The sequence below is a fragment of the Methylomonas sp. Kb3 genome (genome assembly GCF_002834115.1).
In the GTDB taxonomy this organism is placed as follows: Bacteria; Pseudomonadota; Gammaproteobacteria; order Methylococcales; family Methylomonadaceae; genus Methylomonas; species Methylomonas defluvii.
On sequence record NZ_PIZT01000067.1, the window covers coordinates 282,019 to 305,954 of the forward strand.

22 protein-coding genes are annotated in these 23,936 nt (G+C 51.3%); 10 read left to right on the top strand and 12 right to left on the bottom strand.

The window, feature by feature from the left end:
• Positions 1–3: 3 nt before the first annotated feature.
• From CWO84_RS18430 to CWO84_RS24510, 9 genes are all read left to right on the top strand, one after another.
• Positions 4–363, top strand: coding sequence for a YajD family HNH nuclease (locus tag CWO84_RS18430; RefSeq protein ID WP_033157754.1), 360 nt, complete (start codon positions 4–6; stop codon positions 361–363).
• Entirely contained in the window at positions 363–941 is a 579-nt protein-coding gene (locus CWO84_RS18435; RefSeq protein ID WP_101054440.1) for a DNA-3-methyladenine glycosylase I, read from the top strand. The genes CWO84_RS18430 and CWO84_RS18435 overlap by 1 nt, the downstream gene beginning before the upstream one ends.
• Positions 938–1,417 (top strand): pyridoxamine 5'-phosphate oxidase family protein, encoded by a 480-nt coding sequence (locus CWO84_RS18440; protein ID WP_101054442.1) that lies wholly within the window; start codon positions 938–940, stop codon positions 1,415–1,417. The genes CWO84_RS18435 and CWO84_RS18440 overlap by 4 nt, the downstream gene beginning before the upstream one ends.
• A gap of 51 nt (positions 1,418–1,468) precedes the next feature.
• Positions 1,469–4,771, top strand: a complete 3,303-nt coding sequence (locus CWO84_RS18445) for an EAL domain-containing protein (RefSeq protein ID WP_101054445.1) — start codon at positions 1,469–1,471, stop codon at positions 4,769–4,771.
• Between the two features lie 347 nt (positions 4,772–5,118).
• Entirely contained in the window at positions 5,119–6,084 is a 966-nt protein-coding gene (locus CWO84_RS18450) for an ABC transporter substrate-binding protein (protein ID WP_240618092.1), read from the top strand.
• On the top strand, positions 6,084–6,845 hold the full coding sequence (locus CWO84_RS18455) for an ABC transporter permease (RefSeq protein WP_101054448.1): 762 nt from the start codon (positions 6,084–6,086) through the stop codon (positions 6,843–6,845). The genes CWO84_RS18450 and CWO84_RS18455 overlap by 1 nt, the downstream gene beginning before the upstream one ends.
• On the top strand, positions 6,842–7,585 hold the full coding sequence (locus CWO84_RS18460) for an ABC transporter ATP-binding protein (protein ID WP_101054451.1): 744 nt from the start codon (positions 6,842–6,844) through the stop codon (positions 7,583–7,585). The genes CWO84_RS18455 and CWO84_RS18460 overlap by 4 nt, the downstream gene beginning before the upstream one ends.
• Before the next feature lies 1 nt (position 7,586).
• Positions 7,587–8,147, top strand: a complete 561-nt coding sequence (locus CWO84_RS18465; protein ID WP_033157747.1) for a YigZ family protein — start codon at positions 7,587–7,589, stop codon at positions 8,145–8,147.
• A gap of 156 nt (positions 8,148–8,303) precedes the next feature.
• On the top strand, positions 8,304–8,465 hold the full coding sequence (locus tag CWO84_RS24510; RefSeq protein WP_020483539.1) for a hypothetical protein: 162 nt from the start codon (positions 8,304–8,306) through the stop codon (positions 8,463–8,465).
• Positions 8,466–8,549: 84 nt separating this feature from the next.
• Here the strand turns inward: CWO84_RS24510 and djlA are convergent, their stop codons facing one another.
• Complete coding sequence (gene djlA, locus CWO84_RS18470) at positions 8,550–9,350, bottom strand: co-chaperone DjlA (protein ID WP_101054453.1); 801 nt, start codon at positions 9,348–9,350, stop codon at positions 8,550–8,552.
• Positions 9,351–9,419: 69 nt separating this feature from the next.
• On the opposite strand from djlA, the gene CWO84_RS18475 reads away from it, so the two are divergent.
• On the top strand, positions 9,420–10,316 hold the full coding sequence (locus CWO84_RS18475; protein WP_033157745.1) for a phosphoribosylaminoimidazolesuccinocarboxamide synthase: 897 nt from the start codon (positions 9,420–9,422) through the stop codon (positions 10,314–10,316).
• Positions 10,317–10,376: 60 nt separating this feature from the next.
• On the opposite strand, the gene CWO84_RS18480 is transcribed toward CWO84_RS18475, so the two are convergent.
• The 11 genes from CWO84_RS18480 to CWO84_RS18530 form a co-directional block, all read right to left on the bottom strand.
• Positions 10,377–11,618 carry a sialidase family protein gene (locus CWO84_RS18480; RefSeq protein WP_033157862.1) on the bottom strand — a complete coding sequence of 414 codons (1,242 nt, stop codon included), beginning with the start codon at positions 11,616–11,618 and terminating at the stop codon, positions 10,377–10,379.
• A gap of 139 nt (positions 11,619–11,757) precedes the next feature.
• Positions 11,758–14,142 (bottom strand): TonB-dependent receptor, encoded by a 2,385-nt coding sequence (locus tag CWO84_RS18485; protein WP_033157744.1) that lies wholly within the window; start codon positions 14,140–14,142, stop codon positions 11,758–11,760.
• A gap of 416 nt (positions 14,143–14,558) precedes the next feature.
• Positions 14,559–17,360, bottom strand: coding sequence for a glycosyltransferase (locus CWO84_RS18490; RefSeq protein ID WP_033157743.1), 2,802 nt, complete (start codon positions 17,358–17,360; stop codon positions 14,559–14,561).
• Between the two features lie 303 nt (positions 17,361–17,663).
• The gene (locus CWO84_RS18495) at positions 17,664–17,861 is read right to left on the bottom strand and encodes a winged helix-turn-helix domain-containing protein (protein WP_020483545.1); all 198 of its coding nucleotides are present in this window, start codon (positions 17,859–17,861) and stop codon (positions 17,664–17,666) included.
• Positions 17,862–17,962: 101 nt separating this feature from the next.
• A complete protein-coding gene (gene minE, locus CWO84_RS18500; protein WP_020483546.1) occupies positions 17,963–18,217 on the bottom strand; it encodes a cell division topological specificity factor MinE in 255 nt (84 codons plus the stop codon).
• Positions 18,217–19,029, bottom strand: a complete 813-nt coding sequence (gene minD / locus CWO84_RS18505; RefSeq protein ID WP_033157742.1) for a septum site-determining protein MinD — start codon at positions 19,027–19,029, stop codon at positions 18,217–18,219. The genes minE and minD overlap by 1 nt, the downstream gene beginning before the upstream one ends.
• Before the next feature lie 21 nt (positions 19,030–19,050).
• Complete coding sequence (gene minC / locus CWO84_RS18510; protein ID WP_101054456.1) at positions 19,051–19,791, bottom strand: septum site-determining protein MinC; 741 nt, start codon at positions 19,789–19,791, stop codon at positions 19,051–19,053.
• Positions 19,792–19,859: 68 nt separating this feature from the next.
• Entirely contained in the window at positions 19,860–21,218 is a 1,359-nt protein-coding gene (gene mgtE, locus CWO84_RS18515; protein WP_033157740.1) for a magnesium transporter, read from the bottom strand.
• A gap of 35 nt (positions 21,219–21,253) precedes the next feature.
• Positions 21,254–22,111 (bottom strand): RNase adapter RapZ, encoded by an 858-nt coding sequence (rapZ, locus tag CWO84_RS18520; RefSeq protein ID WP_101054459.1) that lies wholly within the window; start codon positions 22,109–22,111, stop codon positions 21,254–21,256.
• A gap of 56 nt (positions 22,112–22,167) precedes the next feature.
• Positions 22,168–22,458, bottom strand: a complete 291-nt coding sequence (gene raiA, locus CWO84_RS18525) for a ribosome-associated translation inhibitor RaiA (RefSeq protein ID WP_020483551.1) — start codon at positions 22,456–22,458, stop codon at positions 22,168–22,170.
• Positions 22,459–22,497: 39 nt separating this feature from the next.
• Positions 22,498–23,934: an RNA polymerase factor sigma-54 gene (locus tag CWO84_RS18530; protein WP_101054462.1), complete on the bottom strand. Its 1,437-nt coding sequence runs from the start codon at positions 23,932–23,934 to the stop codon at positions 22,498–22,500.
• Positions 23,935–23,936 lie beyond the last annotated feature (2 nt).

Here is a 23,936-nt window from a genome sequence, read left to right on the forward strand (position 1 = left end):
CTCATGTCGGATAACAAAGCCTATCACATCGTCGCCGAAGCCCGGCGCTACAAAGAAGAGCGGGAAAAAGGCTACCGCGAGCAAGCCTTAAAACTCTATCCCTGGATATGCGGACGCTGCTCAAGAGAATTCGATCATAAAAACCTGCGCGAATTGACGGTCCACCACATCAATCACGATCACGACCACAATCCGCCCGACGGCAGCAATTGGGAGTTGCTGTGCCTGTATTGCCACGACAACGAACATCAACGCTTTGAAGAGCACGTGCGTTACGGCGGCAAAGCTACTTCAGAAGGCAAAGCGCCTGCCGCGACCTTCAATCCGTTTGCCGATTTGAAAAACCTGATGAAAAAAGACTGATGCCAGGCAAATGCGTGTGGGCGCTGAATAGCACCAACGAAGAACATTATCACGATCACGAATGGGGCGTGCCGCTGCACGACGAGCAAAAGCTGTTCGAGTTTCTGGTGCTGGAAGGCGCACAAGCCGGCCTCAGTTGGCGAACAATTCTCGATAAACGCGAGGCTTATCGCGCCGCTTTCGATCATTTTGATCCGCTTAAGGTCGCCGCTTACGATCACAAAAAACTGGCGTCATTGCTGCAAAATCCCGGCATCGTCAAGAACCGCCTGAAAATTGAATCCGCGGTAAGCAACGCCCAGGCTTTTTTACGGGTACAACAGGAATTCGGCGGTTCCGATCAGTACATTTGGCGCTTTGTGGATGGCAAAACCCGGCAAAATAGTTGGCTGAGCCATAGTCAAATACCGGCCTATTCCCCGGAATCGGCCAGCATGTGCAAAGACCTGCAAAAACGCGGCTTTAAATTCGTCGGCAAAACCATCTGCTATGCTTATATGCAGGCGGTGGGCATGGTCAACGACCACACCGTCGATTGCTTCCGCCACGCGCAACTGACTGCTATCACGACACCATGAGTTCCGAACCGCTAGCCGCCGATTACCGGACTTTAATTGCCAACAGCCAAAGCCTGATAATCGCCAGCAGTTCCGAGCTCGGGACAGCCGAAGTCAGCTATGCGCCGTTTCTGGAATACGAAAATACTTACTACATCTACGTCAGCCAGTTGGCCCGGCATACCGGCAATATGCTGCGCCAACGTCAAGCATCCATCATGTTTATCGAACCCGAGGCCGAAGCGGTCAACCCGTTTGCCAGACGCCGTTTGGTAATCGAATGTGAGGTTGGTGAAATCGACAAAACCCACGCAGCATATACCCAGTTGTTAGATAAGCTGCAACAGCGGTTCGGCGAAACAGTCGCGGTTTTACGCGCACTCGCGGATTTTCATTTACTGGCACTGACGCCTTTGCGCGGCCAATATGTCGCCGGCTTTGGCAAAGCATTTAGCATGGATGTCGAGAATGGCGTTCTGTTGCCCGCAACTCACTAAAGCGACTGCTTCGCCCAGCCTCGGTGAGAATCAGAGTCCGCCTGTTTAATCATGCCGACAACTTTTAGATTTTTTCTGCTGAACAGCGCCTTGGCCCTGGCCTATTTTATCGGCGGCTATCTTGGGCATATGCTGGCGATGCAGCCCAGCCATGCCAGCCCAATCTGGCCCTCAGCGGGTATCGCTCTGGCCGCGCTGCTTGGTTATGGCCCCAAATTATTGCCGGGTCTGATCATCGGCAGCTTGGGCACGCAAATTTACGCTTTTGGGGATCTAGCCACACCGGAAGATTGGTTTACACCGATTTGGGTTGGCGCCGCCGCCAGCGTCGGCGCCATCGCCCAGCCCTTGCTCGGAGCGTCCCTGATCAACCGCTGGATAGGTAGACACAATCCGTTGATGGAAGATCGGCATGTCGTCTGGTTTTTCTTGCTGGCAATTGCCAGTTGCTTAATATCGGCTAGCGTCGGCACCAGTTTTCTGTACATTTTCGACACCATCGATGCGGAAGAAATCGGCCTGAACTGGTGTACCTGGTGGATAGGCGATGCAATAGGTACGGTGATCTTCGCGCCCTTGCTACTGTTGTTTATCGGTACCCCGCGGCATATCTGGCGGCAACGGCAAAAATTCGTGGCCTATCCGTTATCGATTTCGCTATTGTTGGTGGTCATCGCCTTCGTCTACAGCCGCAATCTGGAAAATCAACGCCTCAACGGGCTATTCGATAACCAGATTAATCTGACCCATACCAACCTCCAGGAACATTTCAGCGACGATATTCTGAATAATCAGTTATTGAAAGCCTTGTTCGACAGCTCGGAATCGGTCAATCCCAACGAGTTCAGGCTATTTGCCCATACCATTTTCAGCAAACATCCCGAGCTGGAGGCACTGGAATGGATACCCAGAGTCAATGCCGAAGACCGTAGCGCATTCGAACAACAGACAGAAACCACCATTCACGAGCACAACCGCAATCAGCAATTGATACCGGCTGGTAAGCGGAATGTTTATTTACCCATTGCTTACGCCTTCGGCAACCAGCAAAACATTGGTTTCGACGTTGCCAGCAACCCACAACTATTAGCGGCAATCCAAAAAGCGATTAATTCCGGCGAAACGGTGGTGACGGACGGCATGGTCTGCGACGATAAACAGCCCTGCTTCGCCATCTACTCCCCGATTTATCTCAAAGGAAAATCGCTAAACACCAGCGCCCAGCGTCAACAGTTTTTTGTCGGATTGGTCTCGAATGTTTTTAAGTTAAGCAACGAGATTCAGGAACTGTCCGGACGCTTACAAAGCACACGTTTGTCGGTAGCGATCTATGATCAAGACCAGCTGTTATACCGCAGCACTCCCGAAGGCATTGAATCGAAAACGCATTACATCCTTCCAAGCAAGCGGCAAGCGCTGGCGGTCGCCGACCGGAATTGGACGCTTGAATATAAACCGCTGCCGGAGTTTTATACGCAACAAAATCCCTGGACGGTTTGGTGGCTGTTGTCCGGAAGTTTTTTGCTCTGCGGCCTGACCAGCTTCGGTTTAATGCTGATGAGCGGACGCACCGCCCGCATCGAAGATTTAGTGGCCCTAAAAACCCGCGATTTGCTGCGTAGCAACCAAGCGCTGAATACCGAGATCGAACGCCGTAAACAGCAGGAAAACGAACTCCGCATCGCCGCAACCACATTCCAGTCGCACGAGGCCATTATCGTCACCGATGCCAATGGGGCAATTTTGCGCGTCAACAATGCTTTTAACAAAATCACCGGTTATAGCGCGGAAGAAGTGATTGGCCGGCAACCGGATTTTCTGTCGTCGACCCATCAAGCTCCCGGATTTATTCAAACTTTGACCCAAGCCTTGGCCAAGGATAACCAATGGCAGGGCGAAATTTTTAATCGGCGCAAAAACGGCGACGTGTTTCCGGAATGGCTGACGGTGACCGGCGTGAGGGACGAACAGGATCGCCTGCTCAATTATGTGGCGATTTTTTCCGACATCAGCGAGAAAAAAGCCGCCGAGCGGGAAATCCATGAACTGGCATTTTACGACCCGCTGACCGGCTTGCCGAACCGACGTTTGCTGCTGGACCGCCTGAAACAGGAGATCGCTGCCGCCAAACGCCAAAGTTATTACGGTTCGCTGTTTTTTCTGGATTTGGATCACTTCAAAACCCTTAACGATTCGCGCGGCCATCAAGTAGGCGACGAATTGCTGATCCAGGTTGCCCAACGCCTCCAATCCATTATCCGCGACGAAGACACCGCTTGCCGGCTGGGTGGCGACGAATTTATCGTGATGGTGCCGGGCCGCTACTCGCAACTGTCGCAAGCGACCAGTCACGCGGCGATGCTGGCGGAAAAAATCCTGCACACCATCAATCAACCTTTCACGGTTCAGGGCAGCGAACATCACTTTTCCACCAGCATAGGCGTGACCCTGTTTCCCGAGGTGGCCGAACAGCCTGAAGCGGTCATCCAACAGGCGGATACGGCGATGTACCGGGCCAAGGAAAGCGGCCGTAACGGCATCAGTTTTTACCGTCCGTCGATGCAGGAAACGGCCGACCGCCGTTTAACCTTGGAAAAAGAGATTCGTCAGGCGCTGAAACAGCGGCAGTTTTTACTGCACTATCAGGCGCAGGTCGATCACCTCGGCAAAGTAATCAGCGCCGAAGCGCTAATCCGCTGGCAGCATCCGGAAAAGGGCATGATCTCCCCGGCGGAATTTATCCCCATTGCCGAAGATACCCAGCTGATTTTGCCGATAGGCGAATGGGTGATGCGCGAGGCCTGCCGGCAAATCAAGGTGTGGGACGCACAGAACCTGCCTATTCATCATGTGGCGGTTAACGTCAGTTCCCGGCAATTCCGCCAGGCCGATTTTGTCGACCAAGTAAAACGCATTTTGATCGACGCCGAACTGCCGGCTGAGCGTCTGGTCATTGAACTGACCGAAGGCTGCGTGATCAGCGACATAGACGACACCGTGGAAAAAATGCGCGATTTGCAAACCCTGGGCGTAAAAACCTCCATCGACGATTTCGGTATCGGCTATTCCTCACTGTCTTATTTAAAAAAATTGCCCATCAGCCAATTAAAGATCGATCAGAGTTTCGTCCGCGACATCGCCAGCGACCCCAACGACGCGGTAATTGTGGAGACCATTATCAATATGGCTAAAAACTTAGGTTTACACGTGATTGCCGAGGGCGTGGAAAACCAGGAACAAATGATCTTCTTACGTGATAAAGGCTGCCTATCCTACCAGGGCTATTACACCGGCCGGCCTGTGGCCGCCGCCAGATTTGAGCGAGAAGACAGATTACTTCCCACTGCATCCTAGGCTGTTAAGCCACGGAAAATGTCTACGCCACAGCTTTTAATATTCCCGAATCGGTAAGCCCAGCGCTATCCGCATGCCTTGCCGAAAGGCCGATTTTGCGGCGGTAGCGCAGCTTGCTAATCAGCTGTTTTAACCTAGGCCCTAAATTCCTCCCAGCCCCGCCATGCCGGAACCCCTGGTTACTCGTGTGGTCTAGTGGCCTCGGGCTTTTGGGAATATCGGTCAAACGGTTTGCCCTTAAACCTTGGACAACGCATTCCGCTCCAAACAAATCCGACAAACATTCTCTTATTGGGGGCGGCTGCGTTAAAATCGTTGCGCTAACCATCCGACTAGGGACTTTGCAGATGAATATAAAAACTTGCCTGTTTGCCATTGCCGCTTTATTGCCGCAATTTGCCAACGCCGATGAAAAACCCACTATCCGCATAGGCGCTATGGCCGCCGGCACCTTAAACTGGGAGCTGGCGGCGATGCGCAACCAAGGACTACTGGACAATGCAAAATTCAACGTGGAAAACATCGCGGTTGCCAATCAGCAAGCCGGTAAGGTTGCGCTGCAAGCCGGCTCAGTCGATGTGATCGTCTCCGACTGGATCTGGACGTCCAGCATGCGCAGCACCGGCACCAATTTGAGTTTTTACCCGTTTTCCGACACTTCCGGCGTCCTCCTGGTACCCGCCGATAGCCCGATCAAGTCACTGGCCGATTTAAAAGGTAAAAAACTGGGCATAGCTGGCGGCGAACTGGATAAGAACTGGCTGCTGTTACAAGCGTTGGGACAGCAACAGCAAGTGGACCTGAATATCGGCGTGGAAAAAATCTACGGCGCGCCGCCATTACTGAGCCAGCAACTACTCGAAAAGCGCGTCGACGCCTTGTTGACCTTCTGGCAATTTGCCGCGCATCTGGAAGCGCAAGGCTATCGGGCGCTGTTGAGCGGCGAGGAAATCATCCGCCAACTCGGCATTAGCGAGACGGTACCCAGCATCGGCTATGTGTTCAAGCAGGACTGGGCCGATCAACATAAAGCAGCGTTCAAACAATTCTTGAGTCTCGGCAAGCAAGCTCACGACACCCTGTGCAGTTCCGATGCGGAATGGCAGAAAATTTTGCCGCTCACCGACGCGACCAGTCCGAAAGAACAACAAAAACTCCGGGAGCGTTACTGCCAAGGCCGCGTTGAACAATGGGGCACCACTCAGCAAAGCGCCGCCGCAAAAATCTACGCCATGCTGCATCAACTCAGCAATAACAAGCTGACCGGCCAATCGGCGCAAATACAAGCGGGGACGTTCTGGTCGGCTGACTAATGTTGACGGGCACTTTTAAACTTAACCAGTCTGCCGTCACACTGCTATCGCTGTTAGCGCTGCTAGGCATCTGGCAGCTGGCGGCTGGCTTGGTCCACAGTCCAACATTACCCTATCCGCTCCAGGTCGCCCAGGTATTTTGGCAAGCAACTCAATCCGGCGAACTACCCTACCATTTAGGGGTTACGCTGCTCCGTCTGCTGGTCAGCTTCTCGATTGCGATGGTATTGGGCTGCGCGATAGGGGTGACGCTGGGTAATAATAAAACCCTGGATGCGTTCTTCGATCACTGGCTGGTGATCTTCTTGAATGTTCCGGCGCTGGTCACCATTATCCTCTGCTACGTCTGGTTCGGTCTGGCCGAATCGGCGGCGATTTTGGCGGTGGTGATCAATAAACTGCCGAATGTGATCGTCACCATCCGTGAAGGCACGCGGGCACTGGACAAGGATTTATTGGAAATGGCGGAATGTTACCGTTTCGACCGCAAAAAAACCTTCATGCACGTGATCTGGCCGCAGTTGCACCCGTTTGTGATGGCCGCCACCCGCTCAGGCCTGGCGCTGATCTGGAAAATCATTTTGGTGGTGGAGTTGCTCGGCCGCAGCAACGGCATGGGCTATCAGTTGCATCTGTTTTTTCAATTGTTCGATGTCGCCAGCCTGCTGGCTTATACCTTTGCCTTCGTTGCAGTCATCCAACTGATCGAATGGCTATTGCTGCGACCGCTGGACCGCAAGGCTTTACGGTGGCGGCGATGAACGATATTACCATCAGCATCCAGGATAAAACTTATCGCTCTGGGCATGCCGAAGACCGCCAACACCAAGCGATTGCCGATTTACAACTCGGCGTAGGCCGTAACGAATTCGTCTGCCTGCTCGGCCCGTCCGGCTGCGGTAAAACCACGTTGTTGAATATGATTGCCGGACTGGATAGTCACTATCAGGGCCAAATTCAAATAGGCCGCCAAGCTACAACTGCCAGAATTGGTTATGTGTTTCAGAATCCCAGATTACTGCCCTGGTATACCGTCCGGCAGAATATCGAAGTGGTATTCGAGGAAACGCCGCCCGCCGCCTTGATCGATTCCTTATTGGCAGACATGCAACTGAGCGACGTGCAGCAGGTTTATCCGGAGCGCTTGTCGCTGGGCATGCAGCGGCGAGTCGCCATCATCCGCGCCTTCGCCATTAATCCGGACATTCTGCTAATGGACGAACCCTTCGTCTCGCTGGATGCGCCCAGCGCCCGGCAGGTGAGAAATCTGTTGTATTCACTGTGGCAACAGCGGCCGCACACGGTATTGTTCGTCAGCCACGACCTGCGCGAGGCGATTGCGCTGGCAGACCGCCTGATTTTTCTATCGCCGCCGCCGATGCGGATTGTCAGCGATATTCCGGTCAACATTCCCCGCGAACGGCGTAACGACGAAGCGCAAATCGAAGCGTTTCGCGAGCATTTGCTGAACCAGCATCCGGCGATCAACGGACTGTTGTAAGGTGCAAATCGTCGTCAAGACTTGTGAAGTCGAGGAGATCATCAAGAAATCCCGCTTCATCGGTATCATCAGCCCCTGCCAGACCGAGCGCGAAGCTTTGTTGTTATTAAAGGATTTGCATCAACGCTTCCCCGACGCCAGCCATATCGTTTACGCCTACCGTATCCAGTCGCCGGACGGTCTGATTTGCCGCTTTCACGATGCCAGCGAACCCAGCGGCACCGCCGGCAAGCCGATCTTTCAGCATCTGGAAGGCAAGCAACTGATCAATCTGGTGGTGGCGGTGATTCGTTATTTCGGCGGGGTAAAACTGGGTGCGGGCGGCTTGACCCGCGCCTACGGCAATGTCGCCAGGCAAGTCATAGAAGCCGCCGACATTGTCGAATACATTGAATTCGCCGAGCTGACACTGAATCTGGATTACCACCGACTACAAGCGCTGGAATACCAGTTAAAAAAACTGGACGGCAGTATTATCGGTCAGGATTTTTCCGATTCGGTAAGACTGACCGTCAAACTCCCCAAGAGCAATCTGTCCGCGCTTAGCGCATTCCTCGATTAAAACAGCTTATAGCAAGCCTAGATGACAACTTTATTTCAATATTGTTTCCCAAAAAGAAACAAGCAATCCACTATAGCCGATATTGTAAATAAAAAAATAAAGCTTATATTGAAGTCGTCTTCATTGGTATCGGCTGTATTCAGTCTAGGAGCAAAAATGAACAAATCGAACAATCTGTATAAAGACGTACTCACCGGCCTGTTTTTCACCACCGGCGTGTTTGGCTTCATGTCTGGCGAGTTCATCATCTCCACCATGCTATTCGGCGCTGCAACCATCGCCAGCAATCTGGATTTTAGCGACTCGTTTCGCGCTTAAGTTTTGTTGTACCTCCCTCGTTGTTAAGCAGTTAATCTGTTTATTTCAAGCCCGTCAGCCGCCTCCGTGGCTGGCGGGCTCTTTTTAAAAACCTCTTGTTTCCCGTATCGTTTCGTAAGCTTTCCTGATTTGCTGAGTCTTTTGCTTGGCCATCTGCATCATTTCCTCGGGTAACCCCTTGGCCACCAACTTGTCCGGATGGTGCTGACTCATCAGGCGCCGATAGGCTTTTTTCACATCGGCATCCTCGGCTGTCGGGGGTATGCCCAACACGGCATAAGCATCCTCCAATTTTGACAGGCCGGACTTAGCCTGGAACTGTTCGCCGGACTGCTGAAAACGATGCTGCGCCTGTACTTGCCCTTTAATAATTTGATATTCGAAACGCGATACACCCAGTTGCGCGCAAATATCCAGCAACAGCTTTTCTTCCTTGGCATCGTAGACGCCGTCGGCAAAAGCCGCCTGAATCTGGATTTCCACGAACATTCGTACCAAATGGGTACGGCGATGACATTCCACGCGAAATTGCCGCAACACTTCCGCCAACGGAAAATCGACCTGCTTGCCTTGCTGAAACAGTTGCACGGCGGCTTCGCGCAGCTCGGGGTTGAGTTCCATGTTGTCCATTACCCGTTTCGCCAACCCGATTTCCTCGTTGGAAACCCGGCCATCTGCCTTGGCGACATGCCCCATCACCGCGAAGGTGGCGGTGAAAAAGGCCATTTGCACGCGCTGCTGGTCGCCGGGATTAAATGACTCGCCGGCCATCCCTTCCAGTCCGGCATCGAACTGATGCCCTACCGACGCACCGAAAATCACCCCCAACGGCCCGCCCAACATAAATCCAAACGCCCCACCTACCAACTTGCCCAGCCAACTCATGCGTTTCCTACCCTCAACAGGTTTAATGATAAAATTACAGCCATTTTCCACTGACTCCACAGACGTATTATGAATGCCCCCGCCGCACTTTACGAATCTTCCCTGCCGCATTTGAAATTGCTCGGCCGCGGCAAAGTCCGCGATATGTACGAAATCGACGCTAACCATTTGCTGATCGTCACCTCGGACCGGATGTCGGCGTTCGATGTGATCATGCCCGACCCGATTCCCGGTAAAGGCCGCGTATTGACCAGGGTAAGTAATTTTTGGTTCGAAAAAATGCGCGATATTATTCCCAACCATTTAAGCGACGACTTGACGCTGGCGGACGTGATTCCCGATTCCGAATTAAGAGCGCAAGTGGAAGGCCGGGCCATCATCGTCAAACGTCTGAAACCGCTGCCGGTGGAAGCCATCGTGCGCGGCTATTTGATAGGCTCGGGTTGGAAGGATTATCAAAACAGCGGCTCGGTGTGCGGTATCGAGCTGCCGGCCGGCTTGCAACAGGCGCAACAATTGCCGCAGCCGATTTACACGCCGTCCAGCAAGGCCGAAATGGGCACCCATGACGAAAACATCAGCTTCGCCGATACGGTGGCGTTGATGGGAGCGGAACTGGCCGGCAAGGTGCGCGACGCCAGCTTGCAGCTCTACACAACCGCGGCTGATTACGCTCGCGAACGCGGAATCATCATCGCCGATACCAAATTCGAATTTGGCCTGGACGAAGACGGCACCCTGTACTTGATCGACGAAGCGTTGACCCCCGATTCCTCGCGCTTTTGGCCGGTCGAGCAATATCAAGTCGGCATCAGCCCGCCTAGCTTCGACAAACAATATCTACGCGATTACCTGGAAACCTTGGATTGGAACAAGACCGCGCCTGGTCCGAAATTGCCGGAAGAAGTTAGCAGAAAATGCGCGGAAAAATATCGGGAAGCCGAGTTGAAACTGATCGGAAATTGAAGAGCCGTTCAGCCAAAGCCATACCGCGCGACTAGCGGGATGGCTTTGGATCACTAAAACCTAAATCGGCTTGAATTGATAGCCCTGCGCGGTTTGCCAGGATAGAAAAACACTCTCACCATCGCTCAACAGAAAAGCATCGTCCGCGCTTTCCGCCGTTTTACCGACGACTTCGGGTTGCGACCAGCTCAATCCGCCGTCATTAGACTTAATCAACTGCAACAGATTATGGCTGCCGTCGAATTCCGACCAGACCACCACTACCTGCTCGCCCTTGGCAAACACGTTGGGATGTTTGGCGCCTTGATTGCCGAAATGGTAGGCCTGCGAATAACTTAGGCCGCCATCCTTGGAGTGGCCGTAAAACAAGCCTTGTTTATCAGCGGCTCCGCTGAACCATACCGAATGGTAAACGCCATTGTCGGCAACTGATAAGGCCGGGCCATGATGCGGACAAGCATCGATTTTCCAGTTTTCTTGGCTGACGCGCTGCACCGCTCCAGGCGTGCGCCAATCCTTAAATTTAACCAGCGCATGATCGCGGATATTGCCTTCATAAACATGCCGCCACAACACCACCGGCAAATTGTCGGCATCTATTTCCACACCCAAACGGCAGCATTCACAGCTATGCGGCGCAACGGTTTTGTTGGGATAGAAGCTTTTACCACCATTGTCCGACCAGGCGTAATACACGGCAGTACCTGCAAACTCTTGCTTAGCGGCCTTGGCTTTTTCCTTGTCGCGCGCATCCAGCCAAGCCACAAAAATCTCGCCATTCTTCCCCACCGCCAGCGCATCGAAGCGGTGGCCGATCACGTCCAGATTGTCATTGACCGTCACCGGCTTAAAAAAACTCTTGCCGCCGTCCGTCGAGCGACTGAAGCGAATGTTGCCAGTATGCCGTTTTTCCAGATTTTGGGTCCAGGTCAGGTAGATATTGCCTTGCGCATCGAGTTTGATTTTTGGCCGGTATTCACCGCGCGCGGCAATAGCTTCCGGCTCGGCGTTTACCGCAACCGGTGCGGAAAAGCTCCGACCTTTATCGGTAGACGATTGCACATAGATATGATCGCGAACCACCCAAGCCAACCACAGCACACCGCTATTGTCGAAAGTCGCGGTCACCGTCTCGGAACATCCGATCGCCGGACTGGCTTGCAGATCGGCGCACAATGCTTTTTGGTCGGTACGCTGTTCAAGCTTAGCCGCCTCAGCGCCTTGCTTACTTGTGATCGGCTCGTTGGCACATGCAGTCAAAATCAACGAGGCAACCATTGCCAAAGGAAGTTGAAATTTCATCATCGTCTTTTAGTAAGTGTCCGGAAAGTTACGAACATTTTTACCCGTTTGACCGGGAAAAATTAAACTGTGTCATTTAATGCACAACCAGGATTAGATGAGCTCCGCCCTATCCTGGTTGAATACATTTAATAACCGCTTAATAGTTAAATTTCAATTCTGCGATATAGGTGCGCTGCGGAAACACATGGAACAGCCAATATTTTTCGTTGGTAATATTGTCGATACCCGCTGAAAGCGTCAGTTGCTTGGTCAGTTGATATTTGGCACGGGTATCCACAACGAAAAACGCGCTGCCGGTGCCGGTATACGTATCCGGATTGACGTCGCTGTTATCGATTTGCCCATATTGTTGACTGCTATAGCGTCCACTGATAGAGGACGTAAAATCTTTAGTCACATGATATGTGGCCGTGGCACTGGCGCGCCACTCCGGCACTCTGGGCTGATACTTGCCGACAGACGCAGGCAGAGCTACATTTTTATCGATGCGCGAATTCGCCCAGGTCACGTTACCCGACAAATCCAGGCCATCGATAACGACATTACTGTGCTCGCCGGAAAACTCCCATCCGTAGGTGCTGATCTGGTCGATGTTCTGCGCATACGATAATGTCGAGTTAGTGACAGGACTGAAAGTCGTTTGACTGTAGATGGCATCGTAGACTTTTTCGTGGAATAAGCTCAAACGCAACGAACCTTCGCTCAGAAAATATTGCGCGGAAAGCTCGGAAGACAATGCCTCTTCAGGCTTTAGCGTTGGATTGGGATTCACAATATTTGAGGTGCCGCTGACGGTGATATTGGTACCCTGGAACAGTTCCGTCACCGTTGGGAAACGGTAAGCCTGAGCAATAGAGCTGGTAAATTTCCAGCTATCAGTCGGCTTCCAGGCCAGCGAGGCTTTTGGCGAAAATCTTAAATCGCTACGGTTAGACTGATTGATCGTTCTGCCGTTTGAACCGGTGTTAGTGCCATCGAAGGCGTTCCAGTTCTCCAAACGTCCGCCCAAGGTCAACGTCCAATCCGGATCAAATGTCCATGCGTCTTGAATCCAGACCGCGTTGGTTTCGGTCTTGCCTTGCGAATTGGTATTTAAGCGGACTGGTGCACCGTAGATCCAATTGGAGGTTACATATTGTTGGTTGTTTAATTCGTAAAGATCATGATGAAACCCAAAGCTGACATGATGCGGTCCCCATGCAGAATCCGGACGCCATATACCTTTAGCATCCACAGTATGCCAACCGGTGTCGTTTAGGCTGGTAAGCGTTCCAGCACCACCCGCAGCCGCGAGATTGGGCGCAACCGTGGGCGCGCGTTGCTCATCCTGACCATAATTGATCACACTGCCGGTCAGTTCCCAATCGAAAATACCGCCGGTGTTCGATTTTAGCGCCATACCGTGCGACCAATGCATCTGCTGGTAATCGTTCTCGGCAAACGTCGAACCCAGATTATAGTTTCGACCGTTCATATTGATTAGGCCGCTATTAACCGGCGCTCCGGTAGTGGCACTGCGCAAGTAGCTATTGAAGCCCCCGCTTTCGTCGTTTTGCCACAGACCCAATGTATACGAAGCTTTCAGCGTCGGCGTAATATCGTAAGCCAGCTTCCACTTAAAATTATCCTGAACGGTATGCCTGATATTGCCTTCGCCTATGGCAAAGATTCTTTGGGAGCCACTTCTATCGACATCACCGACGGCGCCTGAAATACCGTTAGTATTCGGGCAGGCATTCGCACCAGTCGCGGGGCAGGGAGTAGGCAAGTACGTAAATGATATAGGCTGACTGTGCGCATCCAAATGACTGACGTCAAAGCGCCAGGAAAAGTCGCCGTGTCGGCTACCCAGATTGGCCGTGTACTGCTGGGAGTCATAGACATCGGTATGGCCGTAAACATCATATTCTTGCCAAGTAGACTGCACGCCGCCGCCAGCCTCGAATTTCTCAGGCATCCGCGTCGTAATATCAACGACACCGCCTATCGAGTTTCCGCCGTAGGCTGCGGAAAACGGTCCGTACATCACATCAACCCGCTCAATTTCTGACGGTGAGACCATATTCCAGCGCGGCGAACCGGTCATGCTGTTGTTATTGCCCAGCAACGACGATAGCAAAATGCCGTCCGCATAAATCAAGCTGCGCGCACTGGAACCGGTCCCGGAGGTGCGCATAGCCACGGGCATTTCCTTGTCGCCGATATAACGTTTGCGCACCAGGATATTAGGCAAATACTTGATGGCATCCTCGGTATTCATTACGTTGATGGTATCTTCCATCTTCTCGCGGGTAACGCTTTCTGTCACAGCAGGCAATTTGTATTTTTCGGTAGCTGTTTGCGTAGCGGCTTTTCCGCTTTCGGCGGTAACCGTCATTTCCGGCAATACCGCGGTTTGATTACTACCGGTTTTGTTGTCTGTCTTGCCATCTTCGGTCGCCGAGACTCCCGGTAACACCGTGAGCAGCATCGCCCCCATTAAATAGGGCTTGGCGCCAAGTTTGATTTTTGCGTGTTTCATAGGTTTAAAAATTGCGAAGGTATGCGATTTGTTCTTGCTAAGGGCTAATTGTCGGCAAAAGCGCTATTTAAAACACCAACAGTTTCTGGTGATCTCACACACTTTAAAACAACCATTTGTAGATATAAGCAATTTATAACCCTAAATACAATTGTGCTTTTTTATCAATCAATTAATACAACACTTCATCAAATACGCCACTACAACCACCCATTTATACGGTAAATGACTCACTAAAAATAAGTCATATAACACAGTTTATTTTATTCACCGCCATATCCATTGTTTTGATGCTGACACTCAAAACAGCGACAACAGCTCAGGTAGCAACTGGAACCGGTCCTCGCCCGCTAAACAAAAAAACCCTTGCCAGCTTTTCAGCCGACAAGGGTTTTCAGAGACCAAGCAAGCGGTACTTATTCGTCCGCGTCTAACTCATCGGCAGAGAGCTTTTTGCCAGGAAAGTAGTTGGGCGCAACGCTGATCAGAATCGTCAGCAGCGTGGCGACATAAGGCACTGACTGCACCGCCAATACAGCCATCCACAACCTGCCGCTCAAGTTATCGAAATGTTCGATGGAGCGCATCGCCAGGATTCCGGCAAGCAACAAGGTCAGCAATAACAACTCCTGCCAAATAATCAATAACCCCGCCACCAACGGCCCTTGCTGCTCGTATTTTGGAGTGCGCATGAAGGGCTTGCCGGAAGTAAACAAACCTTGCAAGGTACCCCGTGCCACGGTATGCGTCAGCGATAACCCGGCCAGCGCCGCACCCAATGCATGCAGCATTGAACAAGCCACCCGCGCTTTGTATAACCACAAACCGCGCAAAATCTTGAATGCAAACAGGCCGATGGTCGGCAACAGGAAGGCGTTTACCGGCAGTTCGCTATGGATAGGATCCGACACGATCAGCGCGGTCAATATCAAGCTGGTGCCGGTAAACAACAGGGCCAAGGCATCTGAAAACCAAGGCAACCAACCTGCCACAAAATAGTAACGCTGTGCCGAAGTAAGCGAAGACTTTTTGTTGGGCAAGAAATGCCGCCAATGCTTTTTGATGATCTGCATCGCGCCGTATACCCAGCGGAAACGCTGCGTCATGTAACCCGAGAAGGTATCGGGCATCAGGCCGCGACCGAAAGACTCCTTGCAGTACACCGAGTCGTAACCCGCTTCATAAAGACGCAAGCCCAATTCGCTATCCTCGCAGATACACCATTCGCCCCACGGACCAACTTTGTCGAACGCCGACTTGCGGACCATCGTCATCGTGCCGTGTTGGATGATGGCGTTGAATTCGTTACGTTGCACCATGCCGATATTAAAAAAGCCGGCATACTCCCAGTAGCAAATATCCTTGAAAGTGCTTTGCCCAGAATCACGGTAATCCTGGGGCGACTGCACAAAGCCGACATTTTCCTGATCGAAATACGGCACCATCGCTTTCAGCCAATCGGGGTTCAGAATGTAGTCGCTGTCGATGACCGCGATGATTTCGGCATCTTCAGCGGTATTGGTCAATGCGTAGTTGATCGCACCGGCCTTGTAACCGGGCCAGTTATCCAGATGGAAGAAGCGGAACTTCGGGCCAAGGCGGTCGCAATCGTCACGCACCGGCTGCCAAACTGTCGGATCCTTGGTGTTGTTATCCATCACTAATACTTCGTAGTTCGGATAATCGACCTTAGCCAACGCATTCAGGGTCTTGCGCACCATTTCCGGTGGCTCGTTGTGGATCGGCAAATGGATCGAGACTTTCGGATAACGGAAACCGGCCGGCGGCGTCAACGGCTGGAAAGTACGGCGGCCCTTGCGGTGCCAGATGACTTCGGAAATCTCCAGACTCTCGGTCAGCAACACCAAGATAGCCATGGCCTGCATCATCAGCAAAATTGCCCAGAACACCACCGAAAAACTGGTTTGGTATTGAGCGGCGGCAATTGATGCCGACCAGAACAATACCGACGCCGCCAAGTTAGCGACGATGCCGAAGAAAAATTTACCCGGCAGCTTCAAGCTTTTGCGGGTAAACAAAAATGCCGCCATCAAGATAATGCTGAGTACCGCCGCGCCACTGGCCCAGTTACGCCAGGTCGGATTTGCCAACACATCACCTTCCATCGGGAATTTAGGCTGACGATCAGCATTGAATAAGCCCCAGTAAGCACCGGCCGTACCTTCCAGCTTGATCTTCCATGGCTGGTCAAACGCTTCGACCACATAGTAAATAATGTTTTCGGCAGTCGCGCGATTCAGGAACTCACGCAAAAACTTGGCTTGATTCGCCAACGAAGCAGTGGCGGCTTTTTGCGGAGGACCGTCGGATGGCCAACCCACCTCGGTAATCACGATGGTTTTGTTGGGGTACAACTGCTGCAATTCGTAATAACGCTTGAACACATATTCGACTGCGTTATCGCCTTCCGCACCTTTGGGTAAATCGACCGGCACACCTTCCCAATAGGGCAGAATGTGCACAGCTATGTAATCGACTTCCGCCGCCAAGGCCGGGTTTGCTACCCATATATCCCAGGTTTCAGCTGTACTAACCGGTTTCCAGGTGCGTTTTTTTACTTCGCGAACGTACTCGATCAGTTCGTTGGCTTTGCCGGCCACTTCCGCCTTAACATCCGCCTCGATTTTCAGCTGCAAATCTTGTTCGCTCATCGAACCGGAAAATTCTTGACGGACTTTCTGTGCGATAGGTCCACTAACTTTGTTTCTATACCGTAACAAGGATTCGTTACCCACCAGCGTGCGAACAATGGTTTTTGGATATTGATTGGTTAGGTTGATTAGGCTTTCGACTTCGCGCTGATTTTTATCCAGCCGTTTCTGCGTGTTCTCTAACTTTTTTTGCGGATCGTCCTCGGCGCTATCGTCATCAACCAAATCCACCCAACAGCCCATCGCCAGATTGATCGCATTCTTGGCTGTCAACTCAGGCACAACCTCCATGCCCTCCAACGCGGTATAGGTTCTTATCGAATGGGCTTTACCGGACAATAACTCCAGATCGGATTGAATTTGTTCTCTGGTGGGAAATACGCCGTCGGCAGGATTGAAATCGCGCCCCTTGGGGTTAAAGGTCACCCCCATCATGGTATCGCTCCAAGATGGCAGCTTTAACGGGTTATTGACGTAAGACCAGATACCCAGGTTGATGACAACCAGTAGCACCAAGGTGAAAAATGTGGCAATTTTGGCTTTCATTTCGACAGAAAGACTCCGCAATAGAGGGTTATTAGAATCAGTATTTTTTAATTTTCACGGCATTACGCAGCCATTCCGTCGGCAAATTTAAATGCGCTTGCTACGGTATCTGATTTCGACAGAGCGACTGGCGCGTGTCTAAGCGGGCCACGCATTCCTGTCAGGTAACAGATTTACCAACAAAACACAGCGGCATTTAGGAACCCGCCCAAGGGCAAACCCCGGCGACGCTCAAACCGGCAAAGAGCCGGTATTGAATGTCGCCACGCTTAGCTCAACCTTAAGCAGGTTGCGGGAAAACTTTTATTTCAATGAAAGGGTTTCTACGCGGCCTTTCATTTCAATATTCAGTTTGTCTTCTTTAGCCAGCCAACCGATCGCTCGCTGGACGTCGTTCTTACCCAAGCCGGTTTCGGTCGTGACTTTATTAACGCTAGCTTCGCCATGCGTATGCAAGTATTGCCAGACTGCTCCAGCTGCTTCGCCAATTGTATCCACCATTTCAACTCCTCATCATTTAAACAACAAAAAAAATCGGGGGGTTTTAGTCGTGCTATCCAGCCTTACGCAACACAAACCGCGGCAAAAGCTAGTCAGCAAAACTAACGCTCATCAGGCAGCACAATATTAAGTTCCAGGGTTTCCTGGTTTCCATCCTGTTCAAAATTAACGGTAATGGCATCCTGCCCGACATTGACATATTTACGGATCACCGCCAGCAATTCTTGCTGCAACTCGGGCAAATAGGACGGTTGATTTCTGGATGCACGCTCATGGGCGACCAGAATTTGCAATCTCTCCTTGGCCAGCGATGCCGTATTGGTTTTCGAGGATCTGAAATAATCTAAGAGACTCATCACTTGCTCCCGAATAGCTTACTGAATAAGCCTTTTTTCTCTTCCTCGATAAAACGATGTGGTTTGGTTTCGCCCAAATAACGCGCCACGATGTCTGCATAAGCCTGACCTGCATCGCTTTGCTCGTCGAGAATGACCGGTGTGCCTGAGTTTGACGCATTCAACACAGATTTGGACTCCGGGATAACGCCCAACAAATGTAGCGACAAAATTTCCTGTACATCGTCAACGCTGAGCATCTCGCCCAATTTCACCCGATCCGGCGAATAACGCGACAACAACAAATACTCCTTGATCGGCTCTTCGCCATTCTCGGCGCGGCGCGATTTGCTGGACAAGATACCCAGCATACGATCCGAATCCCTAACGGAGGAGACTTCCGGGTTGGTTACCACAAATGCATCATCAGCAAAGTACATGGCAAGTGTAGCACCGCGCTCTATTCCTGCCGGCGAGTCGCAAACGATGTATTTAAAGTCTTTGGACAACTCTTCCAGAATCTTTCCGACACCTTCCGTTGTTAAAGCATCTTTATCACGGGTTTGCGATGCCGGCAATATAAATAACTGGTCGCAACGCTTGTCCTTGATCAGGGCCTGATTTAGGGTGGCTTCGTTGTTGATCACATTGACCAAATCATAAACTACACGACGCTCGCATCCCATGATCAAGTCGAGATTACGCAGCCCCACATCGAAATCGATCACAGCGGTTTTATGTCCGCGCTTCGCTAAGCCCATCGCGATAGCGGCGCTGGTTGTGGTCTTGCCCACACCACCTTTTCCCGATGTTACTACGATAATTCTGGCCAATGTTGTTCCTCCAAGAAAAGCTTAAATATCTTTGATAATCAGCGTCTGGTTATCCAGACTGATCTGTACGGGCTTGTGTGCTGGATACTTGCTCAAATCGTCGCTGAGCTGGTAAATGCCGGCTATCGAAATCAGTTCGGCTTGCAAATCCGAACAAAAAATACGGCTATTGACATTACCCAGCACGCCGGCAAGCGCTCGTCCGCGCAGGGATCCGTATATATGAATATTACCTTCCGCCATGATTTCCGCGCCGGCACTAACGGTTGCTGTGACGATCAAGTCGCCTTTGGCATAAACCCGCTGGCCCGAGCGTATCGGCTGTGTCACCAACTTATTTTCAATTGACTGATTAGCTTGCTTTTGCTCTTCCGCAGCAGGTGTCGGCAAGGTTTTTGCCGGTGCTTTGTTGACCAAGGGCACATTGCTGCCGTGCAGGGAATGCTGGGGCAAATTCATAGCCAAGGCGTCACCGTTCTGATGTTCGTTACCGCCGCGCACCCCTATCGGCATGAAGCCGTGCTGACGGACGATAGTGACTATTTCGGTGAAATCAATTGGCAGATTTTGCGCGTTAAGTTTTTGCAGATCGATCAGCAAGGGCGAGTTTTTAAAAAACTCGGGAGCTTGAACCACTTTTTCCTTGAGCTGCTGATCGATCAGAGAGATGTCGTTACTGGCTAGCAGCAACACCGGCACGGTCAGTGACGTGCTTTTAAACTCCAAAGCTATTTTTTGCGAAGTAGGTGCGCCGGTTGACATCGAGTTTGGAAAATCCGCTACTGAATGCCCGAAATACTATCATTTTCCGTGACAAAAAGCACAGTTCCTTACAGTAAAAACAAGGTTGCTAAGCCCAAAAAGGCCATGAATCCAACCACATCGGTCACTGTGGTCAACAACACACCGCCAGCCAGTGCTGGGTCAACGCCGATCTTGTCCAACAACACCGGAATTGCCACGCCGGACAAAGCCGCGCACACCAAATTGATCAACATTGCCACGCCGAGCAACATACCGATATGCGGATTGTGGAACCACAGCCCAGCCACTACCGCCACCACAGCAGCCCAAACCAAGCCGTTTAGCAGGCCGACCGAGACCTCTTTAAACAATAAACTCACGGCGTTACCGGTGGTGACTTGTCGCAAGGCCAAGCCCCTGACAACCAGTGTTAAAGTCTGACTGCCGGCGATACCCCCCATAGACGCTACAATCGGCATCAATACCGCCAATGCGACGATCTGTTGAATAGTAGCCTCAAACAAATCGATGACTGAAGCCGCCAAGAATGCGGTGAGCAAATTCACGCCCAACCAAAGCGCACGACGCTTGGCACTACTAAATACCGGCGCAAACATATCCTGCTCTTCGCTCAAGCCGGCCATGCTCATTAAGGAGTGATTGGCTTCTTCGCGAATCAAACCCACGACATCGTCGATAGTGACGCGCCCCAAAACCTTACCGTCATTGGCTAACACGGGCGCGGACAGCAATTTTCGGCGCTCGAACAAACCAGCCACATCCCGACTAGGCATACCGTAGGGAATACCTGAGCTACGGGTATCCATAATCGACTCAACTTTGGTATGCGGGTCGTGGGTCAACAATTGATTAATCGGCAACAAGCCCTGAAACTGCTCTTTGCGATCCACCACGATTAGACTGTCTGTTGCAGTCGGCATATTACCGCGCAAGCGTAAATATCGCGTCACGACATCCAGCGTTACATCGGCGCGAATGGTTAACACATCGTCAGACATCAAGCCGCCGGCGGTATGCTCGTCATAGCTAAGCGCCTTTTCGATGCGATTGCGGTTATGTACACCGATAGATTCCATCACTTGCGACAGCAAAGGCTCAGGCAATACATGCAGCAGATCGACCATACCGTCATGGCCCATGGATTCAGTCGCGGCAATCAAATCTTTCCTGTCGGTAATTTTCAGCAAGCTGCTACCCACTTCGACATTTATCTCGACCAGAATTTCGCCGATCACGCTGGGCGGAATCAACGCCCACAGCTTGGCTCGCAGTTCCGGCTCCAATGACTCGAGAATATGCGCCGCTTCCGCCGGGTATAAGGAACGCACTAGGTTCCTAATCTCGATCAGAGAGTCTTTTGTCAGCACTTCGATGGCGCGATCTAAAAGATGCTCGGTATTTTCAAGCTTTGCTGCTGATGTCATGGGTAAAAACCAAGAAATTGGGCTAGGGAATTGCGTTAACGCAATTCCCTATGCCTGACGATAACGTTAGGAGTAATAGTTTGAAAGTGCTTACTCAATGCCTCGACCAGATAAACCGAACGATGTTGCCCGCCGGTACAACCGATCGCTATGGTTAAATAACTGCGATTATCCGATTCGAAGCGCGGCGCCCAGCGACCGATGAAATAACCTATATCATGCAGAAACTCTTTGACGATCACTTCGTTCTGCAAAAAATCGATGACCTCGGCGTGTTTACCGGTCAATCCTCGCAGTTCCGGCGCCCAATAGGGATTGGGCAAACTGCGGGCATCGAACACGAAGTCGGCATCCAACGGGATACCGTATTTAAAACCGAAAGACTGAAACAAAATCGACAAAGAACTTTTGCCTTTTTCGCCCAAACGGTTTTTCAGCAAATCCCGTAACTGATGATAGTGGGTGAAACTGGTATCTATAAGTATATCGGCACGAGCTGCCAGGGGTCGCAGCATTTCCCGTTCGATTTCCAAAGCCTCGCGCAGCGGCCTACTTTCGGTGGTCAACGGATGGCGGCGGCGCGTTTCACTGTAGCGCTTCAGAATGATGTTCTCATCCGCTTCCATGAAAACCAGTTCGCAATCAATACCTTTACTGCGAATAAAAGTCAGGCTATCCGGGAAATCGGCTAACTTCTGGTTACGGTTTCTGGCATCGATACCGATAGCGGTTTTACTATAGGTCGCCGGGTCTTTCAGCATGACATGATCGACAAAATCCTCAAGCAAGGTCATGGGAAGATTGTCGATACAGTAATAGCCGCAATCTTCCAAAGTATCCAACGCGATACTTTTACCCGATCCCGATAAGCCGCTGACGATGACTAGTTTCATATGCAAAACGATACAGAGCGAAAATCGCGTTCACCCTGTACCGCGCAAGCCCATAATTAACGATGGTTTTGATTTTTTTCTTTATGTTTGACGATTTGTCTGTCGAGTTTATCGACCATGTTGTCGATAGCCGCGTACATATCTTCTTGTACATCTTCGGCATACAGTTTGGCGCCGCTGATTTGCACAGCTGCTTCGGCTTTTTGCTCAAGCTTCTCAACGGTCAAAATGACGTGAACATCAACGACATTGTCGAAATGACGTTTGATTTTGCTGATTTTTTCATCCACGTAGGCTTTTAATGCTTCGGTGACTTCTACGTGATGACCTGTGATACTGACTTGCATGGAATACTCCTGTTTTTAAAAATTATTCTTCCAGATTGATCAAATATGCCTTTTCCGCTGGCTGGTTGAAGGAATGGACATCGCTTCCCGATATTTGGCAATGGTGCGGCGCGCGACGTTAATGCCCTTCTCATTCAATAAGTCCGATATTTTACTATCGCTCAATGGCTTGGCCGGGTTTTCACTGCCGACCAACTCTTTTATCAGCGCCCGAATTGCGGTCGCCGAACACTCTCCCCCGCCATCGGTACTGACATGGCTGGAGAAAAAATATTTAAATTCGATCACACCATGTGGGGTGTGCATGTATTTTTGCGTGGTGACCCGAGAGATCGTCGATTCGTGCAACTCCAATTCCTCGGCGATATCGCGCAATACCATCGGCTTCATCGCAATCGCACCGTGCTCGAAAAAATCACCTTGTTTTTCGACGATGCTTCTCGCTACCCGCAACAAGGTGTCGTTACGGCTATGCAAACTTTTGATAAACCAGCGCGCTTCCTGCAGATGGTTTTTCATGCTGACATTGTCATGACTATTGTCGGCGCGTTTGATCATCCCAGAATAAAAAGGATTGACGCGCAATTTGGGCGCTATCTCCGGGTTCAGATTAACCAGCCACTGTCCGTTGACTTTGGCGACGAACACATCAGGCACCACATATTCGACATCAGAATCCTGCAAGCGAGCGCCAGGCTTGGGATCCAGGGTTCTGATTAACGCCAGCACCCCCTTTAATACATCCTCGGTCATCCCTATCCGCTTCATCAAGCGCGCTTGATCGCAACTGGCCAACAAATCCAAATGCCTGTGCACAAACTCCAAAGCCTCCGACCGATAAGGCGTCGTAGTCGGTAACTGTTGCAGTTGCAAACCCAGGCAGTCAGCCAAATCCAACGCCGCCACACCGACGGGATCAAAGTTTTGCACCCTATGCAAAACGGCCAGGACTTCATCCATTTCCAAGCCTTCCAGTTGATCCTGGAGTCCCTGAAAAATATCCGCCAATTCGCTGGTCACATAACCGTCATCGTTAATCGCGTCGATGATAGCGGTAGCTATCGCATAATCGCGGTCAGAAATCGGAATCAGCTCCAACTGCCAAACCAGATGATCGCGTAAAGACTCGGATTTGCCGCGAAAGGCCTCGAATTCCGGACTATCGCCCTCATCGCCACCGCTGGGCAAAGAGCTTTCGTAGACATCGTCCCAACTGACATCGACCGGCAATTCGTCCGGCATATCGGTTTGCGAGCCTTCGCTGGTTTGCTGATCGGTGTTTTCGAGCTTTTTATCGCGAAACTCCAGATTAGGCAGCTCCTCTTCGTCGATCTCCAACATCATGTTGGATTCCAAGGCTTGCTGAATTTCCTGTTGTAAGTCCAAAGTCGACATTTGCAACAGCTTAATAGCCTGTTGCAATTGCGGCGTCATGGTCAGACTCTGACCGATACGGAGTTGTAGAGATTGCTTCATGA

Bases quoted from the DNA above. Each gene is read 5' to 3' on its own strand.
- CWO84_RS18430 (WP_033157754.1), top strand. From the start codon at position 4: ATGTCGGATAACAAAGCCTATCACATCGTCGCCGAAGCCCGGCGCTAC.
- CWO84_RS18435 (WP_101054440.1), top strand. From the start codon at position 363: ATGCCAGGCAAATGCGTGTGGGCGCTGAATAGCACCAACGAAGAACAT.
- CWO84_RS18440 (WP_101054442.1), top strand. From the start codon at position 938: ATGAGTTCCGAACCGCTAGCCGCCGATTACCGGACTTTAATTGCCAAC.
- CWO84_RS18445 (WP_101054445.1), top strand. From the start codon at position 1,469: ATGCCGACAACTTTTAGATTTTTTCTGCTGAACAGCGCCTTGGCCCTG.
- CWO84_RS18450 (WP_240618092.1), top strand. From the start codon at position 5,119: ATGAATATAAAAACTTGCCTGTTTGCCATTGCCGCTTTATTGCCGCAA.
- CWO84_RS18455 (WP_101054448.1), top strand. From the start codon at position 6,084: ATGTTGACGGGCACTTTTAAACTTAACCAGTCTGCCGTCACACTGCTA.
- CWO84_RS18460 (WP_101054451.1), top strand. From the start codon at position 6,842: ATGAACGATATTACCATCAGCATCCAGGATAAAACTTATCGCTCTGGG.
- CWO84_RS24510 (WP_020483539.1), top strand. From the start codon at position 8,304: ATGAACAAATCGAACAATCTGTATAAAGACGTACTCACCGGCCTGTTT.
- djlA (WP_101054453.1), bottom strand. From the start codon at position 9,350: ATGAGTTGGCTGGGCAAGTTGGTAGGTGGGGCGTTTGGATTTATGTTG.
- CWO84_RS18475 (WP_033157745.1), top strand. From the start codon at position 9,420: ATGAATGCCCCCGCCGCACTTTACGAATCTTCCCTGCCGCATTTGAAA.
- CWO84_RS18480 (WP_033157862.1), bottom strand. From the start codon at position 11,618: ATGAAATTTCAACTTCCTTTGGCAATGGTTGCCTCGTTGATTTTGACT.
- CWO84_RS18485 (WP_033157744.1), bottom strand. From the start codon at position 14,142: ATGAAACACGCAAAAATCAAACTTGGCGCCAAGCCCTATTTAATGGGG.
- CWO84_RS18490 (WP_033157743.1), bottom strand. From the start codon at position 17,360: ATGAAAGCCAAAATTGCCACATTTTTCACCTTGGTGCTACTGGTTGTC.
- CWO84_RS18495 (WP_020483545.1), bottom strand. From the start codon at position 17,861: ATGGTGGATACAATTGGCGAAGCAGCTGGAGCAGTCTGGCAATACTTG.
- minE (WP_020483546.1), bottom strand. From the start codon at position 18,217: ATGAGTCTCTTAGATTATTTCAGATCCTCGAAAACCAATACGGCATCG.
- minC (WP_101054456.1), bottom strand. From the start codon at position 19,791: ATGTCAACCGGCGCACCTACTTCGCAAAAAATAGCTTTGGAGTTTAAA.
- mgtE (WP_033157740.1), bottom strand. From the start codon at position 21,218: ATGACATCAGCAGCAAAGCTTGAAAATACCGAGCATCTTTTAGATCGC.
- rapZ (WP_101054459.1), bottom strand. From the start codon at position 22,111: ATGAAACTAGTCATCGTCAGCGGCTTATCGGGATCGGGTAAAAGTATC.
- raiA (WP_020483551.1), bottom strand. From the start codon at position 22,458: ATGCAAGTCAGTATCACAGGTCATCACGTAGAAGTCACCGAAGCATTA.
- CWO84_RS18530 (WP_101054462.1), bottom strand. From the start codon at position 23,934: ATGAAGCAATCTCTACAACTCCGTATCGGTCAGAGTCTGACCATGACG.